The organism is Oceanisphaera submarina (assembly GCF_046521305.1).
Taxonomy (GTDB): domain Bacteria; phylum Pseudomonadota; class Gammaproteobacteria; order Enterobacterales; family Aeromonadaceae; genus Oceanimonas; species Oceanimonas submarina.
Map to the genome: position 1 here is coordinate 25,669 of NZ_JBKGFN010000007.1, position 20,322 is coordinate 45,990.

At 59.1% G+C, this 20,322-nt stretch carries 17 protein-coding genes; 3 read left to right on the plus strand and 14 right to left on the minus strand.

Annotated elements, in window-relative coordinates:
- Positions 1-6 precede the first annotated feature (6 nt).
- Genes fabD through yceD form a run of 5 tightly spaced genes read right to left on the minus strand, consistent with a single transcriptional unit; the run spans position 7 to position 3,691 of the window.
- The gene (gene fabD / locus ACLEIV_RS08500) at positions 7-942 is read right to left on the minus strand and encodes an ACP S-malonyltransferase (protein ID WP_410456222.1); all 936 of its coding nucleotides are present in this window, start codon (positions 940-942) and stop codon (positions 7-9) included.
- A 49-nt stretch (positions 943-991) separates the two neighbouring features.
- Positions 992-1,951, minus strand: a complete 960-nt coding sequence (locus ACLEIV_RS08505) for a beta-ketoacyl-ACP synthase III (RefSeq protein ID WP_410456223.1) — start codon at positions 1,949-1,951, stop codon at positions 992-994.
- Positions 1,952-1,956: 5 nt separating this feature from the next.
- On the minus strand, positions 1,957-2,967 hold the full coding sequence (gene plsX, locus ACLEIV_RS08510) for a phosphate acyltransferase PlsX (RefSeq protein WP_410456224.1): 1,011 nt from the start codon (positions 2,965-2,967) through the stop codon (positions 1,957-1,959).
- Positions 2,968-2,977: 10 nt separating this feature from the next.
- Positions 2,978-3,148, minus strand: coding sequence for a 50S ribosomal protein L32 (gene rpmF, locus ACLEIV_RS08515; RefSeq protein WP_410456225.1), 171 nt, complete (start codon positions 3,146-3,148; stop codon positions 2,978-2,980).
- A 21-nt stretch (positions 3,149-3,169) separates the two neighbouring features.
- A complete protein-coding gene (gene yceD / locus ACLEIV_RS08520; RefSeq protein WP_410456226.1) occupies positions 3,170-3,691 on the minus strand; it encodes a 23S rRNA accumulation protein YceD in 522 nt (173 codons plus the stop codon).
- Positions 3,692-3,854: 163 nt separating this feature from the next.
- Between yceD and ACLEIV_RS08525 the strand changes: the two genes are divergently transcribed.
- Positions 3,855-4,433: a Maf family protein gene (locus ACLEIV_RS08525; RefSeq protein WP_410456227.1), complete on the plus strand. Its 579-nt coding sequence runs from the start codon at positions 3,855-3,857 to the stop codon at positions 4,431-4,433.
- A 98-nt stretch (positions 4,434-4,531) separates the two neighbouring features.
- Here the strand turns inward: ACLEIV_RS08525 and ACLEIV_RS08530 are convergent, their stop codons facing one another.
- Both ACLEIV_RS08530 and rluC read right to left on the minus strand, forming a co-directional pair.
- Positions 4,532-5,173, minus strand: coding sequence for an HAD family hydrolase (locus tag ACLEIV_RS08530; RefSeq protein WP_410456228.1), 642 nt, complete (start codon positions 5,171-5,173; stop codon positions 4,532-4,534).
- Complete coding sequence (gene rluC / locus ACLEIV_RS08535) at positions 5,170-6,120, minus strand: 23S rRNA pseudouridine(955/2504/2580) synthase RluC (protein WP_410456229.1); 951 nt, start codon at positions 6,118-6,120, stop codon at positions 5,170-5,172. Before rluC ends, ACLEIV_RS08530 begins: the two co-directional genes overlap by 4 nt.
- A 330-nt stretch (positions 6,121-6,450) precedes the next feature.
- On the opposite strand from rluC, the gene rne reads away from it, so the two are divergent.
- Positions 6,451-9,510, plus strand: coding sequence for a ribonuclease E (rne, locus tag ACLEIV_RS08540; RefSeq protein ID WP_410456230.1), 3,060 nt, complete (start codon positions 6,451-6,453; stop codon positions 9,508-9,510).
- A gap of 59 nt (positions 9,511-9,569) precedes the next feature.
- Here the strand turns inward: rne and ACLEIV_RS08545 are convergent, their stop codons facing one another.
- From ACLEIV_RS08545 to apbC, 4 genes are all read right to left on the minus strand, one after another.
- Positions 9,570-10,043 (minus strand): low molecular weight protein-tyrosine-phosphatase, encoded by a 474-nt coding sequence (locus tag ACLEIV_RS08545; protein WP_410456231.1) that lies wholly within the window; start codon positions 10,041-10,043, stop codon positions 9,570-9,572.
- Positions 10,044-10,299: 256 nt separating this feature from the next.
- Positions 10,300-12,216, minus strand: coding sequence for an AsmA family protein (locus ACLEIV_RS08550; protein ID WP_410456232.1), 1,917 nt, complete (start codon positions 12,214-12,216; stop codon positions 10,300-10,302).
- 177 nt (positions 12,217-12,393) lie between these two features.
- Positions 12,394-12,975: a dCTP deaminase gene (dcd, locus tag ACLEIV_RS08555; RefSeq protein WP_410456233.1), complete on the minus strand. Its 582-nt coding sequence runs from the start codon at positions 12,973-12,975 to the stop codon at positions 12,394-12,396.
- Between the two features lie 94 nt (positions 12,976-13,069).
- Positions 13,070-14,143 carry an iron-sulfur cluster carrier protein ApbC gene (gene apbC / locus ACLEIV_RS08560; protein WP_410456234.1) on the minus strand — a complete coding sequence of 358 codons (1,074 nt, stop codon included), beginning with the start codon at positions 14,141-14,143 and terminating at the stop codon, positions 13,070-13,072.
- A 262-nt stretch (positions 14,144-14,405) separates the two neighbouring features.
- Here apbC and metG point away from each other — a divergent pair, with 262 nt between their 5' ends.
- Positions 14,406-16,442 (plus strand): methionine--tRNA ligase, encoded by a 2,037-nt coding sequence (gene metG / locus ACLEIV_RS08565; RefSeq protein ID WP_410456235.1) that lies wholly within the window; start codon positions 14,406-14,408, stop codon positions 16,440-16,442.
- A gap of 254 nt (positions 16,443-16,696) precedes the next feature.
- Here metG and ACLEIV_RS08570 read toward each other — a convergent pair whose 3' ends face one another.
- From ACLEIV_RS08570 to pabB, 3 genes are all read right to left on the minus strand, one after another.
- On the minus strand, positions 16,697-18,079 hold the full coding sequence (locus ACLEIV_RS08570; RefSeq protein ID WP_410456236.1) for an L-serine ammonia-lyase: 1,383 nt from the start codon (positions 18,077-18,079) through the stop codon (positions 16,697-16,699).
- A 180-nt stretch (positions 18,080-18,259) separates the two neighbouring features.
- Positions 18,260-18,823: a CoA pyrophosphatase gene (locus tag ACLEIV_RS08575; protein WP_410456237.1), complete on the minus strand. Its 564-nt coding sequence runs from the start codon at positions 18,821-18,823 to the stop codon at positions 18,260-18,262.
- Positions 18,820-20,196, minus strand: a complete 1,377-nt coding sequence (gene pabB, locus ACLEIV_RS08580) for an aminodeoxychorismate synthase component I (RefSeq protein ID WP_410456238.1) — start codon at positions 20,194-20,196, stop codon at positions 18,820-18,822. The genes ACLEIV_RS08575 and pabB overlap by 4 nt, the downstream gene beginning before the upstream one ends.
- Positions 20,197-20,322 lie beyond the last annotated feature (126 nt).

Consider the following 20,322-nt stretch of genomic DNA (forward strand, 5'->3'; position numbering starts at 1 on the left):
GTATAGTTAAGCCGGTACGGCGGCCAGTGCCTGCTGCAGGGCGGCGTCGTCGTTCACCGCCAGACCTTCAACCCGCTTGTCGATACGCTTGGCCAGACCGGACAATACCTTGCCCGGGCCCATTTCCAGCGCCAGGGTCACACCCTGCCCGACCATGGCTTCCACGGTTTCGGTCCAGCGTACCGGACTGTACAACTGGCGCACCAGGGCGTCCTTGATAGCGGCCGCCGAGGTTTCCATCTTGACGTCCACGTTGTTGATCACCGGTACTTCCGGCTCGTTGAACGTCATCTCGGCCAGAGTCTGCTCCAGCTGCTCGGCGGCAGTTCGCATCAGCGCACAGTGTGAAGGCACGCTGACCGGCAGCGGAAGGGCACGTTTGGCGCCGCTTTCCTTCATCAGCACATTGGCCCGCTCTACCGCCGCCTTATTACCGGCGATCACCACCTGGCCGGGTGAATTGAAATTCACCGCCGACACCACTTCGCCCTCTTCCGCCTTGGCGCAGTTGGCGATAATAGTGTCGTTGTCCAGGCCGATGATGGCGGACATGGCGCCGGTGCCTTCGGGCACGGCTTCCTGCATCAGCTGACCTCGTAATTCGACCAGCTTGACACCGTCGGTCAGGCTCAGTACACCGGCACAAACCAGCGCCGAGTATTCGCCCAGGCTGTGGCCGGCCATCACGGCAGGCTGGGCACCGCCCTGCTGTTGCCACAGGCGCCACAGGGCGACCGAGGCGGTCAGCAAGGCAGGCTGGGTACGCCAGGTCTTGTTCAGCTCTTCGGCCGGACCATTCAGTACCAGCTCGGCCACATCGTAACCCAGGGCGTCGGATGCCTCGGCAAAGGTCTGCTTCACGATATCATGCTCGGCCAGCACACCCGCAAGCATGCCCACCGCCTGAGATCCCTGTCCGGGAAAGGTAATGGCAAATGTCATTGTCTGTCCTTCTTTGAAAACGAATCCGTTTTTAAAAACAAGCCGGTCGTTAGAAGCGCACCAGGGCCGAGCCCCAGGCGAAACCGCCACCGAAGGCCTCAAGCAGTACCAGATGGCCCCGCTGAATGCGGCCATCTCGTACGCCCTCGTCGAGGGCGATGGGCACGCTGGCCGCTGAGGTATTACCATGCTTGTCCAGTGTGAGGATCACCCGCTCAATCGGCATATTCAGCTTTCGGGCGGTGGCATTGATAATACGATAATTTGCCTGATGCGGTACCAGCCAGTCCAGCTCGGACTTGTCTATCCCGTTGGCTGCCAGGGTCTGGGTCACGATTTCACTCAGGCGCGACACCGCAACCTTGAAGACTTCGTTCCCCTTCATGCTCATGTAGGCATCCATCTCGCTGCCGCTTACGCCGCGCTGACGCTGGGGCAGCTTGAGCAGTTCCCCGTAACGGCCGTCCGCATGCAGATGCGTAGACAGAATACCCGGCTCTTCGCTTGCGCCCAGTACCACGGCACCGGCACCATCGCCGAAGAGGATAATAGTGGATCTGTCACCCGGCTCGCACATGCGCGACAGGGCATCGGCCCCAATCACCAATACGTGGCGGGCCTGGCCGTTGCGGATAAACTGGTCGGCCACGCTCAGGGCGTAGCTGAAACCGGCGCAGGCGGCGGCGATATCGAACGCCGGAATGCCAGGCACCTCCAGCATGGCCTGCACTTCACAGGCGGCGGCCGGAAAGGCATTATCGCCGCTGGTGGTGGCCAGTACTATCATGTCCAGCTGGTGCGCGCCGATGCCGGCGGCTTCCAGGGCGCGCAAGGCGGCGCCATAAGACATGGTGGCGACGGTTTCTTCCACCCCGGCGATGCGACGTTCCCGGATTCCGGTACGTTCGACGATCCAGTCATTGCTGGTTTCTACCATTTGTTCCAGGTCGGCATTGGTACGTACCGCTTCTGGCAGGTAGCTGCCAGTTCCCAATATTCTACTGTTCATAGGCGTTATCTTGCGTGACTGTCCCGTAGGGCAGTATCAAAACGATGCGCGATACTCGCGGGCAGGTCATGTTCAATTTCGGAAACGGCCTGCAAGATCGCATTTAAGAAGGCAGGTGAGCCGGCACTCCCGTGGCTCTTGACCACACTGGCGCGCAATCCTATCAGACTCGCGCCGTTATACTGGTCGGGGTTCAGATGGGAAAGCCGCTTTTTTAACCAAAAAGTCAATATTTTGCTTAAAAAACCGCGCTGTTGCCGCTGGCCGAGTAACAGCCGCGCTACCCCTTCGCTGGTTTTCAAGGCGACGTTGCCGACAAAACCATCGCATACGATAACATCGACGCGACCAGAAAACAGCTCATCCCCTTCCACATAACCGGCATAGTGCACCCCTTCTACCTGCTGCAAACGCTGCGCCGCCTCGCGAACCGACTCGTTGCCCTTGTTGGCTTCTACACCGACATTCAGCAGGCCGATACGGGGCTGGCTGATACCCAGGGTATGTCGTGCCGCCTGCTCTCCCATCAGGGCAAACTGCACCAGTTGTCCGGCTCCGCAGCAGAGGTTGGCCCCCACGTCCAGCAGCAGCGCATAGCCGCCGCCGGCCTGTGGCATCCGGGTGATCAGGGCGGGTCTGTCCACACCGGGCAAGGTATTGAGCGTTTTCATCGCCATCGCCATCAGGGCACCGGTATTACCGGCGCTGACACAGGCATGTGCCCGCCCTGATGCCAGGGCATCAAGCGCGTTGCGCATAGAGGAGTCGGTCAGATGACGCAGGGCATAAGCGGCTTTATGTCCATTTTCCACCTGCTGGCTGCAAAACCGCACTTCCACCCGGGGATGAGTATCCAGTTGAAAGCGGCGTAACCAGGAAGAAAAGTCGGCCTCAAGGCCAAACAAAACCAGATTGAGATCAGGCAGAAGCGACAGTGCCTGCGCGGCGGCAGGCACTGTAACAGAAGGGCCATGATCGCCCCCCATCATATCTAACGCAACGGTCAGCTGCGGCAAAAGGCAAGCCTTACTTGGCGATTACCTTTTTACCACGGTAGAAACCGTCGGCAGTCACATGGTGACGGCGATGCAGTTCACCGGTGGTTTGATCCACAGACAGTGAAGCAGTGCTCAATGCATCGTGTGAGCGACGCTGACCACGACGAGAACGAGATACTTTACTTTTTTGTACGGCCATTTGACCTCACTCCTAAATCAGTTACTTACGTTTTAATTCTTCCAGAACAGCAAAAGGATTCGGACGCTCTTCGGCGGTAGGGATCTCACCAAAGCTTTGATCAAATTTACCTTCGGAGCACTGCTCATTTTCATGAGTCGGTATCTGCGGTAAACCGAGAATGAGTTCATCCTCGATGATTTCAGCCAGGTTGATTTCGCCAATGTCATCCACTTCAATAGTGTCGTAGTCTTCCGGCAACTCCGGCGCCTCTGCGTTTGCACGTAGCGGCGTGTATGTAAATTCGGATTCTATAGTGGTATCAAACAGCTCATTACATCTTTGGCACTGGAGCGACACCTGAACTCGGGCCTGGCCCGACATCACGCGCAGCCCCTGGGCATCTGTACCAAATTTCAGAGACACGTCGATATCACCATGGATACCTTGGGTTGAATCCTGCAGTCTGGGCATCAGAACTGCGCCAAACACGCCTTGATATTCAAGACGACTTTGCGCGCAGCGAGCGGGATCAACCTTAATGGGCAACTTTACCTTTTCCATAAGGCGCGCATATTATAGTGACAGGTCACCGGAGTCAAAGAGAAAAGCAGTCTGTAGAAGAATAACCGGCAAGCACCCGAGTCTCAGGCCGTGACGGCACTTCCTGCTACGACTACAATGACGACGCTCTTATTTCTTTTGTTTAAACAGACTCAGGTACCCAATGGCCAGAATCATCCTCGCCTCCTCTTCTCCCTACCGCCAGCAACTGCTGCACAAGCTGGGATTGGACTTTAAAAGCTGTAGCCCAAACATCGACGAAACGCCCCGCCCCGACGAACCGGCCATCGCCCTGGCGCAGCGGCTGGCCGAGCAAAAGGCCCGTGCCGTGGTGGGCCTGTACCCTCATGGACTCATCATCGGTTCGGATCAGGTGTGTGTCAATCAAGGGCAGATTCTGGGCAAACCCGGTACCCGGACACGGGCCAGGGCACAGCTACTGGCTGCCAGCGGGCAATGCATCACCTTCTATACCGGCCTGGCGGTACTCGATGCGGCAAGCGATCGCCTGCATTCGACGGTAGAGCCGTTTTCGGTGATATTCCGCCCCTTGAGCGAGGCACAGGTTGACCGTTATCTGGATCGGGAGCCCGCCCTGGACTGTGCCGGCGCCTTCAAATGCGAAGGGCTCGGCATCAGCCTGTTCGAACGCATGGAGGGGCGGGATCCCAACAGCCTGGTAGGATTACCGCTCATCGCCCTGGTGGAGCTACTGAGCCGTTTTGGAGTAGATGTGCTTTGATGTTCAGGGTGAGGAAAACACGGTTATTTAACCATTGTCACTCCCGCGAAGGCGGGAGTGACAAACAGGGGGCTTTCCGCTTCACCCCTCACGGCTTTTCAAAGCCAGCCGGGAAGCTGGCGGATATCATCGATCAGGGCCAGTGGAGCATGTTGGCATAACTTAATGCCGTCGTGTACACCATAGGTCACGCCGATGCGATCCATACCTATGGCTTCGGCCATCGCCAGATCGTAGCTCGAATCCCCGACCATCACCGCCTCGGCCGGACTGAGCTTCAGCTCGTCCAGAATTTGCTCCAGCATCAAGGGGTGAGGCTTGGACTGGGCCTGATCCGCCCCACGCAGGGCGTGAAAATACGCCCCGAGTCCGGTTTCTGCCAGTACCCGGTCCAACCCTACCCGCTGTTTGCCGGTGGCCACCGCCAGCCGATAACCGGCATCATGCAACCCCTTGATGGTGTCCGCCGCACCCGCAAACAAGGGGGACGGCGTCTCGTCCAGCTCGAGATAATGACGACGGTACGCCGCAAACATCGCCGTTTCATCGGTGGCCGTCAACGACCCGAACAACAGCGGAAAGGCCTTGTGCAGGCTGAGCCCGATAATATTGCGCACCGCCGCCGCCGTGGGCACGGTCAGGGCACAATCCAGAGCCGCCGCCTGCATACTGGACACAATACGCGCCACCGAGTCCATCAGGGTGCCGTCCCAGTCGAAGATAACCAGCTGATACTTCATGATTGCGCCATCCGGGTCAGCAGTTTTTTCAGCGCCGGCTCAAGGGGAGCTTCCAGTACCATGCTCTCTTCACGTCCCGGGTGGAAAAAACGAATGCGGCAGGCATGCAAAAACAGTCGCTTCAACCCCATTCCAGTCATTTTATCATCAAACAACTGGTCGCCGTACTTGTTGTCGCCGGCAATCGGATGGCCCGCATGCAGAGTATGGACCCGGATTTGGTGGGTTCGACCGGTGACCGGGCTACATTCCACCAGGGTGGCCCCGGTGAATTTCTGGATGATGCGAAACCGGGTTTCCGACGGCTTACCTTCCTTATCTACCCGCACCACTCGCTCGCCCGATGCCAGCTCGTTCTTTTTCAACGGCGCCTTCACCACCTTCTGGTGCGGCTGCCACTGGCCTCGTACCAGTGCCAGATAATGCTTGTCCATGGTTTTTTCACGCAGCTGCTCGTGCAGGCTACGCAACATGCTGCGCTTCTTGGCCACCAGCAGAATGCCGGAGGTGTCCCGGTCCAGCCGGTGCACCAGCTCCAGAAAACGCGCCTCGGGGCGTAACGCCCGCAAGCCTTCAATCACACCAAAACTCAGGCCGCTACCGCCATGTACCGCTATGCCCGAAGGCTTGTTCAGTACGATGAGTGCATCATCTTCATAGAGGATGGCCGTGTCGAGCGACTGTACCTGGTTCAGCTTGGCCGAGGGCAGCGTATTTTCACGCTCTGCCACTCGCACCGGCGGCACCCGGATCACATCACCGACCAGCAGTTTATATTCCGGTTTGATGCGTTTTTTGTTAACCCTTACCTCGCCTTTGCGTAAAATTCGATAAATCAGGCTTTTGGGAACGCCTTTAAGCTGAGTCCGTAAATAATTGTCGATGCGCTGCCCTTCATGCTCAGCCTCTATGGTGAGCAGCCGCACGCTGTGTTGTTCTTGTTTCATGGCCGTTATTCTAACACCAGCCTGTGTCCTTTGGCTGCAAAAAAGGCGTCTTGCTAAGGTTGTAGTTAAAGTGTGATAATAACTCCGTTTTTCGTGCTTTCCGGGATCGGAGGGCACACCCTGAATACCCCTGGTTTTCCGTTTTATTCGCGACCTTAGGGCTCCCCCCTTGACGTGAAAGACACCTGAATATGCGCCTCATGCGTACCCAGCCGGGAGGCTGTAACCATTACGCTCACAGACTCGAGGCCGGTGTCAGTCGGAATAACACGGTGTACCCGGGGATACCAACACTGTCGAAACAGTAAAAACTTTATAAAAGAGTCTTCAATGAAAAGAATGCTAATCAACGCAACCCAGGAAGAAGAGTTGCGTGTAGCCCTGGTGGATGGGCAAAAACTATACGACCTGGATATCGAAAGCCCCGGTCACGAACAAAAGAAAGCCAACATCTATAAAGGCAAAATCACCCGGGTTGAACCCAGCCTGGAAGCCGCCTTCGTCGACTACGGCGCCGACCGTCACGGTTTTCTGCCCCTCAAGGAAATCGCCCGCAACTACTTTCCCGCCGGTTATAGCTATCAGGGTCGCCCCAATATCAAGGAAGTGGTCAAGGAAGGTCAGGAAGTTATCGTTCAAATCGATAAAGAAGAGCGTGGTAACAAAGGTGCCGCCCTCACCACCTTTATCAGCCTGGCCGGCTCCTATCTGGTACTGATGCCCAATAATCCTCGCGCCGGTGGTATCTCCCGCCGTATCGAGGGTGACGAGCGTACCGAGCTCAAGGAAGCCCTGGCGCACCTCAAGCTGCCCGACGGCATGGGTCTTATCGTACGTACCGCCGGTGTCGGCAAATCCGGCGAAGAGCTGGAGTGGGATCTGCACGTACTGCAGACTCACTGGTCCGCCATTCAGGAAGCTGCAGAAGGTGGTAGCGCCCCTTTCCTGATCCATCAGGAAAGCAACGTCATCGTGCGCGCCATCCGTGACTACCTGCGTCGTGATATCGGCGAAATCCTGATTGACAACCCGGTGATTTTTGAACGCGCCAAGCAACATATAGAGCTGGTTCGCCCCGACTTCGTCAACCGGGTCAAGCTGTACGAGGGCGACGTGCCCATGTTCAGCCACTACCAGATCGAAAGCCAGATCGAATCGGCCTTTCAGCGGGAAGTGCGTCTGCCCTCCGGCGGCAGCATCGTTATCGATCCGACCGAAGCACTGACCAGCATCGACATCAACTCCTCTCGCGCCACCAAGGGCGGCGATATCGAGGAAACCGCACTGCAGACCAACCTGGAAGCGGCGGAAGAAATCGCCCGTCAGCTGCGTCTGCGTGACCTGGGTGGCCTGGTGGTGATCGACTTCATCGACATGACACCGGTGCGCCACCAGCGCGAGGTGGAAAACCGCCTGCGCGATGCGGTACGCCAGGACAGAGCCCGCATCCAGCTGGGCCGCATCTCCCGTTTCGGTCTGCTGGAAATGTCTCGTCAACGCCTGCGTCCTTCCCTCGGCGAGTCCAGCACCCATGTGTGCCCCCGCTGTCTGGGCCAGGGCACCATCCGCGACAACGAATCGCTGGCACTGGCCATACTACGCCTGATTGAAGAAGAAGCGCTGAAAGACAACACCGGGCAAATTCATGCCCAGGTGCCGGTCGACGTGGCCGCCTATCTGCTCAACGAAAAACGCAAGTCCATTGCCGGGCTGGAAAATCGCTACAAGGTAGAGATTTACATCATCCCCAACGAACAGCTGGAAACGCCACACTTCGACGTGGCCCGGGTTCGCAGCGGTGATGAAGATAATGTCTCCAGCTTTGCGCTGAAAACCACCGTCGAAAAGCCGACCTACAGCCCCCGTCAGGGTCAGGCTGCAGCCAGGAGCGAACAACCGGCGCTGCAGGGTTTTACCGCTCCGGCTCAGGCCCCTGCCCCTGCCGCGGTTGCGACTAAAACCGAAGCCGCCGCTCCCGTTGCCGTTTCCGCCGAACCCGGCATCCTGAGCCGCATGTTCTGCGCCCTGGCCAACTGGTTCAAGGGTTCTGCCGAGCCTCAGCAGGCAGCGGCGCCGACGCCGGTCGACAAGCCGACCCGCCAGGCACGCAACAACGATCGCAACCAGGATCGCAATAACGAGCGCCGTGAACGTGGTGAGCGCCGCAATACACGTAACAACCGCAGACCGCGGGATGAAGACCGCAGCAACAAGGCCGCCCCGGCCGCTGCCGACACCCAGTCACAACCTCAGAGCGAGACCAAAACCGACAGACCGCGTCGTGAACGTCGTAAACCGCGCCGCGAGCCGCAGCAACAGCAGCAGCAGAAAGAGACCGCCGCCGTCGAGCTGGTGCCAACCCCGGCACCACAGCCGCAGCAACAATCGCAGCAACAACAGCCTCAGCAGCAACCGGCTCTGGAAAGCGAGCAGAAAGAGCAGGCCATCGCCGAGCGCCGTCAGCGTCGCAAGATGCGTAAACAGGTGCGTATTGGCAGCGAAGCCCGCCCGGCTGATGCCACCACCGAACAGGCAGAACGCCAGCCCAAGGCCCCGACCGCCGCAGTAAAGGCCACCGAAGGTACCGAAAAGCAGGCCTCTCATCATCAGCGTGGTGGCACCATGCCCAAGCGCAAACGCATCAATGAAGACAGTCGTCGTCAGCGTCGCCAGGACAGCATCGCGGCCTTGATCGCCGCTCAGGGTGAAGAAAAGTGGGTTGCCCCCGAAACGGCTGATATTGAAGCCGCCCCGGCCAAAGTTGAAGCCCGTCCTGTGGTAGCCGAACAGACCCCCGCCGCGCCGCAGCAGCAAGCATCCAAGGTCGAAGCCGAAGCGCCCAAGCCTGCAGCCGAAGCGCCCAAGCCTGCAGCCGAAGCGCCCAAGCCTGCAGCCGAAGCGCCCGAGGCCGAAGCCGTAGCGCCCAAGGCCGAAGCCGTAGCGCCCGAGGCCACAGCCGAAACGCCCGAGGTCGAAGCCGAAGCGCCCAAGCCTGCAGCCGTAGCGCCCGAAGCCGTAGCGCCCGAAGCCGAAGCGCCCAAGGCCGCAGCCAAAGCGCCCAAGGCCGAAGCCAAAGCGCCCAAGACCGAAGCCAAAGCGCCCAAGGCCGAAGCCAAAGCGCCCAAGGCCGAAGCCGAAGCGCCCAAGGCCGCAGCCGAAGCGCCCAAGGCCAAAGCCGAAGCGCCCAAGGTCGCCGCTGCCTCCGGCCTTTACTCGCGTGCACGCCAGGCGTCAGCCCCCATGGTCAAACCGACGGTAGTGGAACAGCCGGATTACGTTAAGCCGGAATATCCGCCGCTGCAGCGTCAGGCCATTGCCACCAGCGGCCGTAAGGCCGGTAGTGTCGCCGCACGCAACACCGCCTCGGCACCCATGACCAAACCGGAGTAACCTGACTCCACTAAAAAGGCTCCTTCGGGAGCCTTTTTATTTGCCTGCTGTTTCTGTTATCAAGACTTCTTTAACTGCGCCAGCAAACCCTCACAAGCCGATTCAATCAAATCCAATACTCGTTCAAAACCCTGCTCGCCACCATAATAGGGATCCGGCACTTCCTGCTCCGGTACGTCCGCATAGCTCAGCAACAGCCTGAGCTTGTGTTGATGCTCGGACGGACAACGAGCCTGCAGATCAGCCAAATTACTGCGATCAGCCACCAAAACAAGATCAAAGTGAACAAAGTCCTCGGCCGTCACCTCTCGGGCACTGATACCACTGAAGTCATAGCCCCTGCTCTCGCCCGCCGCACGAGCCCGACTGTCAGGTGCCGCCCCGCTGTGGTAACCGAGGGTGCCCGCGGAGTCGATGTCGACGGCAACACCATCCCGGGCCGCCAACTGACGTAACACCGCCTCGGCGGTTGGCGAGCGACAGATGTTGCCCATGCAGACCATCAACACGCTAGGTTGGTTTTTATTGCTCACTGGATGCTCCCTTGATTCAGACATGTTGGACCCGGTTCTATCATTACGCACAACTATCTTTCAAGGGGCTATCAAACATTCTGAGCAAGTGACAGATTAAACACAACCATACGGCGAGACGATCGCTGGCGAGATTCACAAAAGAAAGGACGGTGAAAGGAAGACATCAGGCAGAAGGCGTAAATAAACCATCGCTTTAAGCCAGACAGAGGCCCACGGGGACGTGAGCGCAGAGCAAAGCGATGGCAGTTGTCGGTTACAGACCCAGTTTATCGAGCAGGCCCGGCAGTTTATCGCCCAGTTTGTCGCCCAGCTTTTCGTTAAGCTTGCGCTTGACCCGCTCGGCTTCCTTGTCGGCCTTGTCGCGCAGATAGAGATCGAATATCTGCTGCAGATCCAGGCTGTATTTCGGATCCTGGTAGCTGCCGCCGATGCGCACCGGCAGTACTATGTTCTTGAGCTCGCTCAACTCTTCACCGTCCTGGCCCTTGAGGCTGCCAACAATGGCAGTGTTGAACAATACATCGAGCGACTCCTCGAGCAGGTTGGTTTCCCCCTCGCCATTGATGCGCAACAAGGGCGACGCCATGTGCAGATTATCGGTGCTCACCTTGCCTTTGGCGATGGCAAAATCCGCCGTCAGGGCGCTGAAGTCGGTTTTTTCGACCGCGTCTTCTGCCGGCAGCGGCAGTCCCTTCACCCTGGCGTGTGCCCGACGGATCAGCGCCGCTATATTCACCCCGTTCAGGGCGCCGTCGGCCACCGTCAGTGCGGTACTCCCCTTTACGCTGCGCTTGATGGCATCGGCGGTCAGGCCGGTACCACTCAGGTCAAAAGACAGGTCTGCCCGCCCCTCCAGATAGTCGATGCCCGCCGCCGCGCTCAATAGATCACGGGCATTGACCCCGCTCAGCGTCTTCTGCACCCGAAAACGAGCCGGCTGTGCATTGACGTCCAGCTCACCGCTGGCCTCAATCTTGCCTTCGTACAATTGCGCCTGTATCTGGTTCAGCTTCACCTTGCCCTGATCGATCTTGACCTTGATGGTGAGCTGTTCCAGTTCAATCCCCTGCGCCAGCACCTTGTCGGCGGCCAGCCGGCCTTCGACCTTGATGCCCTTGAGTGCAGACAAATCCGGCTCGCTGGCAGCAATGGAAGAAGGCAGCGTAGGTGCCGGAGCCGCTGCGCTGGCTACCGCCTGATCGACGGCAGAGGCCGGCGTGGTTCGCCATTCGGCCTGCAGTGCATCCACATCCAACAGCGGCGTGTTCAGATTGAAGCCCAGCTCGGGAGTCGAGATATGGCGCACCGACAGCTCCCCGGTCGCATCCAGAGAGCCCAGCTTCACAGTCATGTCACTGAACTCGGCCAGTTTGCGCTCGAGATTGTAGTTCAGGTTGCCCTGCAACCGCAGTTGCTTGGTACCGGGAATCGCGCGACCGGTGGCGTCGACATCCAGTGTCAGTTCATCCAGCCGCAGGCGATCGAATTCCGGTGCCAACCATAGCTGACCGGTGGCATCGATGTTGGCCTGGATCTCGTCACTGAACAGATTACCGGACAGACTCAGAGGCACCGCCTTGCCGGGGGCAAACTCGTCGAGAGTGAAATTCACCCGGTTCAGACGCGTCAGGGTATTGCTGACCTGGTTCTGCACCACTATTTCGGCATCCACCACCCGCACACCATCCAGGCTGATATTCATCGGCTGACGAGACTCGTCGGCGCTGCCAGGCTCGGCGGCGGCATCCGTATTCTTGTCCGGGTCGGTGGCGGCAGACAGGCTGCGCAAATCATCGATATTAGTTACCCCATCGGCGCGGGTGATCAGATGCAGACGCGCCTTGCCCAGCACCGCTTCGCCGATCTCGAGCCGGTTATCGAACAGCGGCTTCAGTGCCACATCCAGGCTGATTTCACCGACAGACAGGGTGTTACCCGCGGCAAAACCGGGCGGGTTAAGCAAGGCGGTATCGTCGAGGGTAAAACCGATGGAGGGGAAAAAGCGCCAACTCAGATCACCGTTGATCACCAGGGTACGGCCGGTTTTTTCCCGGGTCTGTTCAATCAACACCCGTTTGACCCTGTCGGTGTCGACCACCTGGGTTAGAATCACCAGCGCCAGCAGCAATAACAGCAGCAACGCCGCCACGCCGTAGAGTAGTTTTTTCATTATTGTTTTCCCGTTTTGTACGTTGAATAGCAATCTGCTTTGCTGCGTGTGACGCCATGGCCTTCGCCGGAGTGACGTCTTTAGCTGTCATACCGGGCTTGACCCGGTATCTTTTTGCGGAAAGATCCTGACGTTCCCCAGGATGACGAACCGGGCAGAGATTGAATCAAATCGGTGTCAGTCCTGATTGATACGGCTGGCATCCGCGCCTTGCTGCGACTTGTACTTGGCGCTGGCACGGCTCATGTAGGGCCGCTCGGCCGGGCCGGACATGGTTTCGAAATTGAGCGCGCCAATTACCATCTTCGGGCGCAGCGCCAACGGCAGTTTGCCGCTGTTGTAGAATTCCAGCACGATGCGCCCGGACCAGCCCGGATCGATACGGTGCGCCGTGACGTGCACCATAAGCCCGAGCCGCGCCAGGGAAGAACGACCGTCCAGCCAGCCGACGATATTATCGGGCAGGGTGACAGATTCAAGTGTTACCGCCAGCGCCAGCTCACCCGGATGCAGGAAGAAAGCTTCACCATCGGGGATGACAATTTCGTCACTCATGACCCGGTTGATGGCTTCGGACACCTGAGCGCTGGGCCCGCTCAGTTCGATATAGGGCGCGGTGTGGTCCTGAAACACTCTAAATTCGTTGCCCAGCAGCACATCGACGCTGACGCCGCTGATCCGATCGGGATCCGGAGCCGGGCTGATCTGGATAAGACCCTCGGCCAGATAACGCTTGATATCCCGGTCACAAAGACGCATGAAAACTCCTTAACTCAATGTTGAACCCACCACGGCAGCGACGGCCCTTGCCGTCTGGCGCCGCGAACGACACGCCTGCGTGGCAGTAATGCGATTAAACCTGCCGGGTATAAAGGCGGGTGGGAATGGTGTTACCACTAAAATACAGGCCGGCGGCCACCCGGGCGGCAATAGTCAGATATTCCAGGGCCAGAGTCCCGTCGGGCTCGACGATCAGAGTAGGGGTGCCCTTGTCCATATGCCGGCAGATACGCATATCCAGCGGTAACTGTCCGAGCAGGGGCACCTGATGTTCGTCTGATACCCGCTGGCCGCCGCCTTCACCAAACAGGAATTCCTTGTGATCACACTGGCTGCACCGGTGATAGCTCATGTTCTCCACCACCCCCAGAACCGGAATGCTGACCTTCCGAAACATGCTGATGCCCTTGATGGCATCGGCCAGCGCCACGTTTTGGGGCGTGGTCACCACCAGGGCACCGGTAGTCGGCACCTGCTGGGCCATGGTGATTTGAATATCACCGGTGCCCGGCGGCAGATCCACTACCAGGTAATCGAGATCGCCCCAGCGGGTTTCACGCAATATCTGCGCCAGCGCCTTGCTCGCCATGGGGCCGCGCCACACGGTGGCATCATCGGCCCCGACCAGAAAGCCGATGCTGTTGGCCTTGATACCGTGCGCCAGCACCGGTGCCATGGTCTTGCCATCGTCGCTTTCAGGCCGGGCGTCGCTCACCCCCAGCATCATCGGAATGGAAGGCCCGTACACATCCGCATCCAGTATGCCCACCCGGGCACCGAGACGACTCAGCGCCAGCGCCAGGTTCACCGTTGTCGTGGACTTGCCCACCCCACCCTTGCCGGACGACACCGCGATGATATTACGTACCCCGGGCACAGCCTGGGCATCGTTGGCTTGCGCCAGGGTCGCTACATCATGGCTCAATTGCCAGCGCACCGCGCGGGCGCCACTCAGCCGACACAGGTCGGCGTCCAGGGTTTGCAACTCGCCTTCCAGCCGGTAATCGACGAAGGGCAGTACCAGCGAGATCACCAGAACCTCTTGCTCCAGCGTCACACTACGGACAAAACCGGCACTCACCGGATCCTGCGCCCAGTGCGGGGGCCGAAACCGGGCCAGCCGGGCACTAATCTGTTCATTATTCATGCTGAATTGCCTGCTGATGAATCTGTTCTGCACTCTACCAAAAAGCCTGCAGCGGCGAAACGTCGGGCCGAGGCGATATGCGGCTTTGCCGGCCTTATGTCGTATAAAGTCGAATGTATGTCGGCCATATTCCGGTGCCAGGCAGCGGCACGGTTACGGCCCGGGCCATTTGGGCCGGAAAAAGCCGCCAAAGTGTGTATAACCGAAAAAAACTCGGGTAACATGCTCTGTCCCGTGTCATTGACTCAACAGAATGGAAATTATGGCTACCGAACCTCGTAAGATACTTGTCACCTGCGCCCTGCCCTATGCCAACGGTTCTATTCACCTTGGCCATATGCTGGAGCACATTCAGGCCGATATCTGGGTTCGTTATCAGCGAATGCGTGGCCATCAGGTTCATTTTATCTGCGCCGACGACGCACACGGCACTCCCATCATGCTCAAGGCCCAGCAGCTGGGCGTGGATCCCGAGCAGATGATTGCCGCCGTGCAGCAGGAGCATAAAGCCGACTTCGACCGCTTCAACATCGGCTTCGACAACTATCACTCGACTCACAGCAAAGAAAATCGCGACTTTGCCGAGCTGATCTACGGGCGCCTCAAGAGCAACGGCTTTATCGAGAACCGCACCATTTCCCAGCTTTATGATCCGGAGCAGAACATGTTTCTGCCGGACCGTTTCGTCAAGGGCACCTGCCCCAGCTGCAAGGCCGAAGATCAGTACGGCGACAACTGCGAAGTGTGCGGCGCCACCTACAGCCCGGCCGAGCTGATTGACCCGCGTTCGGCGGTGTCCGGCGCTACCCCTGTGATGAAAGACACCGAGCACTTCTTCTTCGACCTGCCCCAGTTTGACGGCATGCTCAAGGCCTGGACCCGTTCCGGCGCCCTGCAGGAAGAAATGGCCAACAAGCTGGAAGAATGGTTCGAGTCCGGCCTGCACCAGTGGGACATTACCCGCGATGCGCCCTACTTCGGCTTTGAAATTCCCGGCGCCCCGGGCAAGTACTTCTATGTGTGGCTGGATGCTCCCATCGGTTACATGGGATCGTTCAAGAACTATTGCGACAAGCGGGGCGATCTGAGCTTCGACGAATACTGGAACAAAGACAGCAGCACCGAGCTGTATCACTTTATCGGCAAGGATATCGTCTACTTCCACAGCCTGTTCTGGCCCGCCATGCTTGAAGGCAGCGACTTCCGCAAGCCGACCAACATCTTCGTACACGGTTATGTGACGGTGAACGGCGCCAAGATGTCCAAGTCCAAGGGCACCTTCATCAAGGCCGACACCTACCTCAACCACCTGGATCCCGAGTGCCTGCGTTATTACTACGCCGCCAAGCTGTCCAGCCGCATCGACGATCTGGACCTGAACCTGGATGATTTCGTGGCCCGGGTAAACAGCGATGTGGTCAACAAGCTGGTCAACCTGGCCTCGCGCAACGCCGGCTTTATTGCCAAGCGCTTTGATGGCCAACTGGCTGCCGAATGCGCCGGGCCCGAGCTGTATGCCGAGTTTTCCGCCGCCGCCGAGCGCATCGGTCAGTCTTACGAGCAGCGTGAATTCGGCCGTGCCATTCGTGAAATCATGGCGCTGGCCGACAAGGCCAACCGCTATGTGGATGACAAGGCCCCCTGGGTGCTGGCCAAGCAGGAAGGCAAAGACGCCGAATTGCAGGCCGTGTGCTCCATGGGTCTGAACCTGTTCCGGGTATTGATGACCTATCTCAAGCCGGTAATGCCCAAGCTGACCGAACGTGCCGAGGCGTTCCTCGACTGCGAACTGAGCTGGAATGCCGTCAACGAGCCGCTGCTCGCCCATGGCGTCAACAAGTTCAACGCCCTGTTCAGCCGCATCGACGCCGACAAGGTGGCCGCCATGGTCGACGCCTCCAAAGAAGATCTGGCCGCCGAGCAGGCCCAGGTCAAGCAGATTACCGGCCCGTTGGCCGAGGATCCCATCGGTGACACCATCAGCTTCGACGACTTCGCCAAGGTTGATCTGCGCGTGGCACTGATCAAAAAGGCCGAAGCCGTGCCCAAGGCCGAGAAGCTGCTGCGGTTAGAGCTGGATCTGGGGGGCGAAACCCGCCAGGTATTCGCCGGTATCAAGTCCGCCTACGCTCCTGAAGATCTGGAAGGCAAGCTCACCGTCATGGTCGCCAACCTGGCCCCGCGCAAGATGCGCTTCGGGCTGAGTGAAGGCATGGTGCTGGCCGCCGGCCCCGGTGGCAAGGATCTGTGGATCCTCGAGCCCCAGGACGGTGCCCAGCCCGGCATGCGGATCAAGTAAAATCGCCAGCAGTTGGCTGCAACGAGAAAAAGCCCGGTCCTGACCGGGCTTTTTGTTGATGACAGGCCGGATTGTCATTCCCGCGTAGGCGGAAACCCAATCACCCGGTTTGGTTCAGTCAGTCCAAACAGCCCCGCCAGGCACTGGACTCCCTCCTGCGCGGAGTGACGACCAACAGCAGGCATAACTCTGCCATACGCAACAAAAAGCCCGGCATGGCCGGGCTTGCTGACTTCATACCCTGGCACAGGGCATCAACATTCGATGATGTTGACCGCCAGGCCACCGCGGGCGGTTTCCTTGTACTTGGTTTTCATGTCCATGCCGGTTTCGCGCATGGTCTTGATCACCTTGTCCAAAGACACCTTGTGCTCGCCGTCGCCACGCAGGGCCAGGCGGCTGGCGTTGATGGCCTTGACCGAGCCCATGGCGTTACGTTCGATACAGGGCACCTGTACCAGGCCACCCACCGGGTCACAGGTTAACCCCAGATTATGCTCCATGCCGATTTCGGCGGCGTTTTCCACGTGCTCTATGGTGCCGCCCACCACCGCGGTCAATGCCGCTGCCGCCATGGAGCAAGCTACGCCCACCTCGCCCTGACAGCCCACTTCGGCACCGGAGATGGACGCATTTTCCTTGTACAGAATACCGATGGCGGCAGCGGTCAGAAAATACTGCACCAGCACGTCGTCATCCACCGGCTGCACGAACTTGTCGTAGTAATGCAGCACCGCCGGAATGATGCCCGCGGCACCGTTGGTCGGCGCCGTCACCACCCGACCACCGGCGGCATTCTCTTCGTTTACCGCCATCGCAAACAAGTCCACCCACTCCATCACGCTCAGCGGATCCTTGTTGTACTGGGACTCACTGTTCAAACGACGCATCAAGGATGGCGCACGGCGGCGAACCTTGAGGCCGCCGGGCAGAATGCCTTCGGTCTTGCAGCCGCGTTTCACGCTGGACTTCATCACGTCCCACAGCTTGCGCAGCCCCTCTATGATTTCTTCTTCGCTGCGGTTGACCTTTTCGTTGGCCATCATCAGGCTGCTGATGGACATGCCGTTTTCACGACACAACTGTAACAACTGATCACCGCTCTTGAAGGGAAAAGGTGCCGGTTTGGCGCTGGACTGGGCCGCGGCGCTGGCCTTGGTGTCGGCGAACTCCTCCGCCTTGACGATAAAACCGCCACCGATGGAATAGTAGGACTGTTCATACAGCAGTTGCTCGCCTTCGAAGGCACGGCAGGTCATGCCGTTGCTGTGCAGTGGCAGGGTTTTACGGCGGTGAAAGACGATGGCACCGCTACGGGGAAACGCCGCCGGATGGCTCTGGTTGAGCAGTATTTCCTGGCTGGACTCGACCCGTTCCAGAAAGCCCGGGATCATGTCCACGTCCACCGTTTCCGGATCGAAACCGCCCAGCCCCAGGATCACCGCCTTGCCGGTACCGTGGCCGATGCCGGTCTGGCCCAGCGAGCCGAACAATTCTACTTCTACCCGGCTGGTCCGGGTCAGAATGTCCTGCTGTGCCATGGCTTCTACAAAGTCATGCGCCGCCCGCATCGGCCCTACGGTATGGGAAGAGGACGGGCCGATACCAATACTGAACATATCGAAAACGCTGATCATGGCAAGACTCCAAAACGCACTGAGGTTACAAAATACAACCGGGATTAACAGGGCTCAAGCAAGGTTGAACCGAATCACTCAACTATTATTGAATGATTGTAGAATTATTTGAGAGAAGACCCAACAACTTTTTAACAACGGCAGGAACGCCGACGCCGTATTTGTGATGGTGATCGCCCGTCAGCGGGCGATCTGTCGGGCAAGCTGATGAATAACGGCGGCGGTAATACCCCAGATCCAGATCCCATGCCAGCGAATGAACACCACCCGGTGCCAGTGGCCCTTGCGGCGCAGGGTAAACAGATGGTGATGACGCAAGTCCAGCGCATAGTCCAGCGGTACCCGAAACAGCTCCTCTACTTCTGCCGGATTAAGCACAAACTCCGGCTGCCCTTCAATCACCCCGACGAAGGGCGTCAGCGCAAACCCCGACACCGTGTACTGGGCCCGCAATCGTGCCAGCTGGCGGCACCGTCCGGGCGCCAGACCTATCTCCTCCCAGCTTTCACGCAGCGCCGTGTGCCACAGGCTGGGGTCTGTGCTGTCCGCCCGCCCACCGGGAAAGCTGACCTGCCCCGGATGCTGGCGCAGATGGCGGCTGCGACGGGTCAATACCAGTTCCACTCCCTGCTCCGCCTGCAGCAAGGGCATCAACACCGCCGCCGGATAGGCGTGATCCGGCAGATGCGGATCCGGCCTGGGCGGCAGCAGCTTGATGCGGGTTTCCAACTCCTCCAACGTCATAACGCTGCCAGCACCGGCAGTATCTTGCCCAGCTTGTCGAACAGCTCCTGATATTCCGCCTCGACCTGTGAGTCGGCCACCACACCGCCGCCGGCCCAGCAATAAAGCCGGTTCTGCTCCGCCAACAGGGTGCGAATGGTGATGCTGGTATCCATGCGGCCGTGGGCGCTGAGATAGCCGATGCTGCCGCAATAGCCGTGGCGCCGGTGCGGCTCCAGCTCTTCGATGATCTCCATGGCCCGTACCTTGGGCGCGCCGGTGATGGAGCCGCCCGGAAAGGTGGCCGCCAGCAGCTCGCTGCCATCCAGCCCCTCCGCCAACTCGCCGGTAATGGTCGACACCAGATGATGCACGGCAGGGAACGACTCGATGGCAAACAGCGACGGCACCTTGACCGTGCCCGGCACACAGACCCGCCCGATATCGTTGCGCAGCAGGTCCACTATCATCAGGTTTTCGGCCCTGTCCTTGGGTGCCTCACTCAGCTCCTGCGCCAGTTGCCGATCTTCGGCTGCAAAGACGCCACGGGGCCGGGTACCCTTGATGGGCTTGGTTTCGACCCGCCGTCCGTCGAGGGCGATAAAACGCTCCGGCGACAGGCTCAGCACCCGGCTGTCGGGCAGGTGCAGAAAAGCGGAAAAGGGCGCACGGTTGTGCTCGCTCAAATGGCGGTAGGCCTGCCAGGCATCGCCGCTGAAGGGCGCAGTAAACCGCATGGTCAGGTTTATCTGATAACAGTCACCGGCCTGCAGATACTGCTGTACCCGATCGAAACTGGTTTCGTACTCGGCCGCCGTCTTGTTGGCCTGCCAGACACCAGTCAGGTGAAAGGATTCCGGTATTGGCGCTTGCTGTGCCTGCCACCAATCCAGCCGTGCCGCCAGTGCCGCCTCGTCACCCGGCACCAGCAGATGGGCCAGACCCTGTTCCCGATCGATGACCCAGGCCCAGTCGAAAATACCCACCGCCATGTCCGGGGTCGCCAGCTCGTTGATGGCCAGCGTCGGCAGTCGCTCCAGCCGCCGGCCCAAATCGTAACAAAATAAACCCAGGGCGCCGCCGGCAAAGGGCAGATGTTGATAAGACGCCGGTAGCGTCACTTCGCCCAGCAATTGCCGCTGCCAGTCTTTGAGCAGGGCGAAAGGAGAATCCGTGGAAATAACGGACCCGTCTTGATGATCGATCACCGTTTCTTCGCCGCGGGTCACCAGGGTGGCCAGCGGTTGGGCGCTGATGATGTGAAAACGGCTGTCGCTGCCGATTGGTGCGGCAGACTCCAGCAGCATGGCCCAGGGCAGCTCGGCGATAGGAGAAAAGAAATCATGCACCGAGCCGGAAAACGGCTGGCTGTGAATGTGCAAAGGCAATCCCATTAATGTAATCCACTCGACAGTTTTGGCATCTCGTCTGGCGCTCAGGCTGGCCAGCCGGGGGCCGCCAAGCGTATCATAGCGACACTTATAACAATACAGAGCTATGCCCGCCAACTCAGAGGAAGC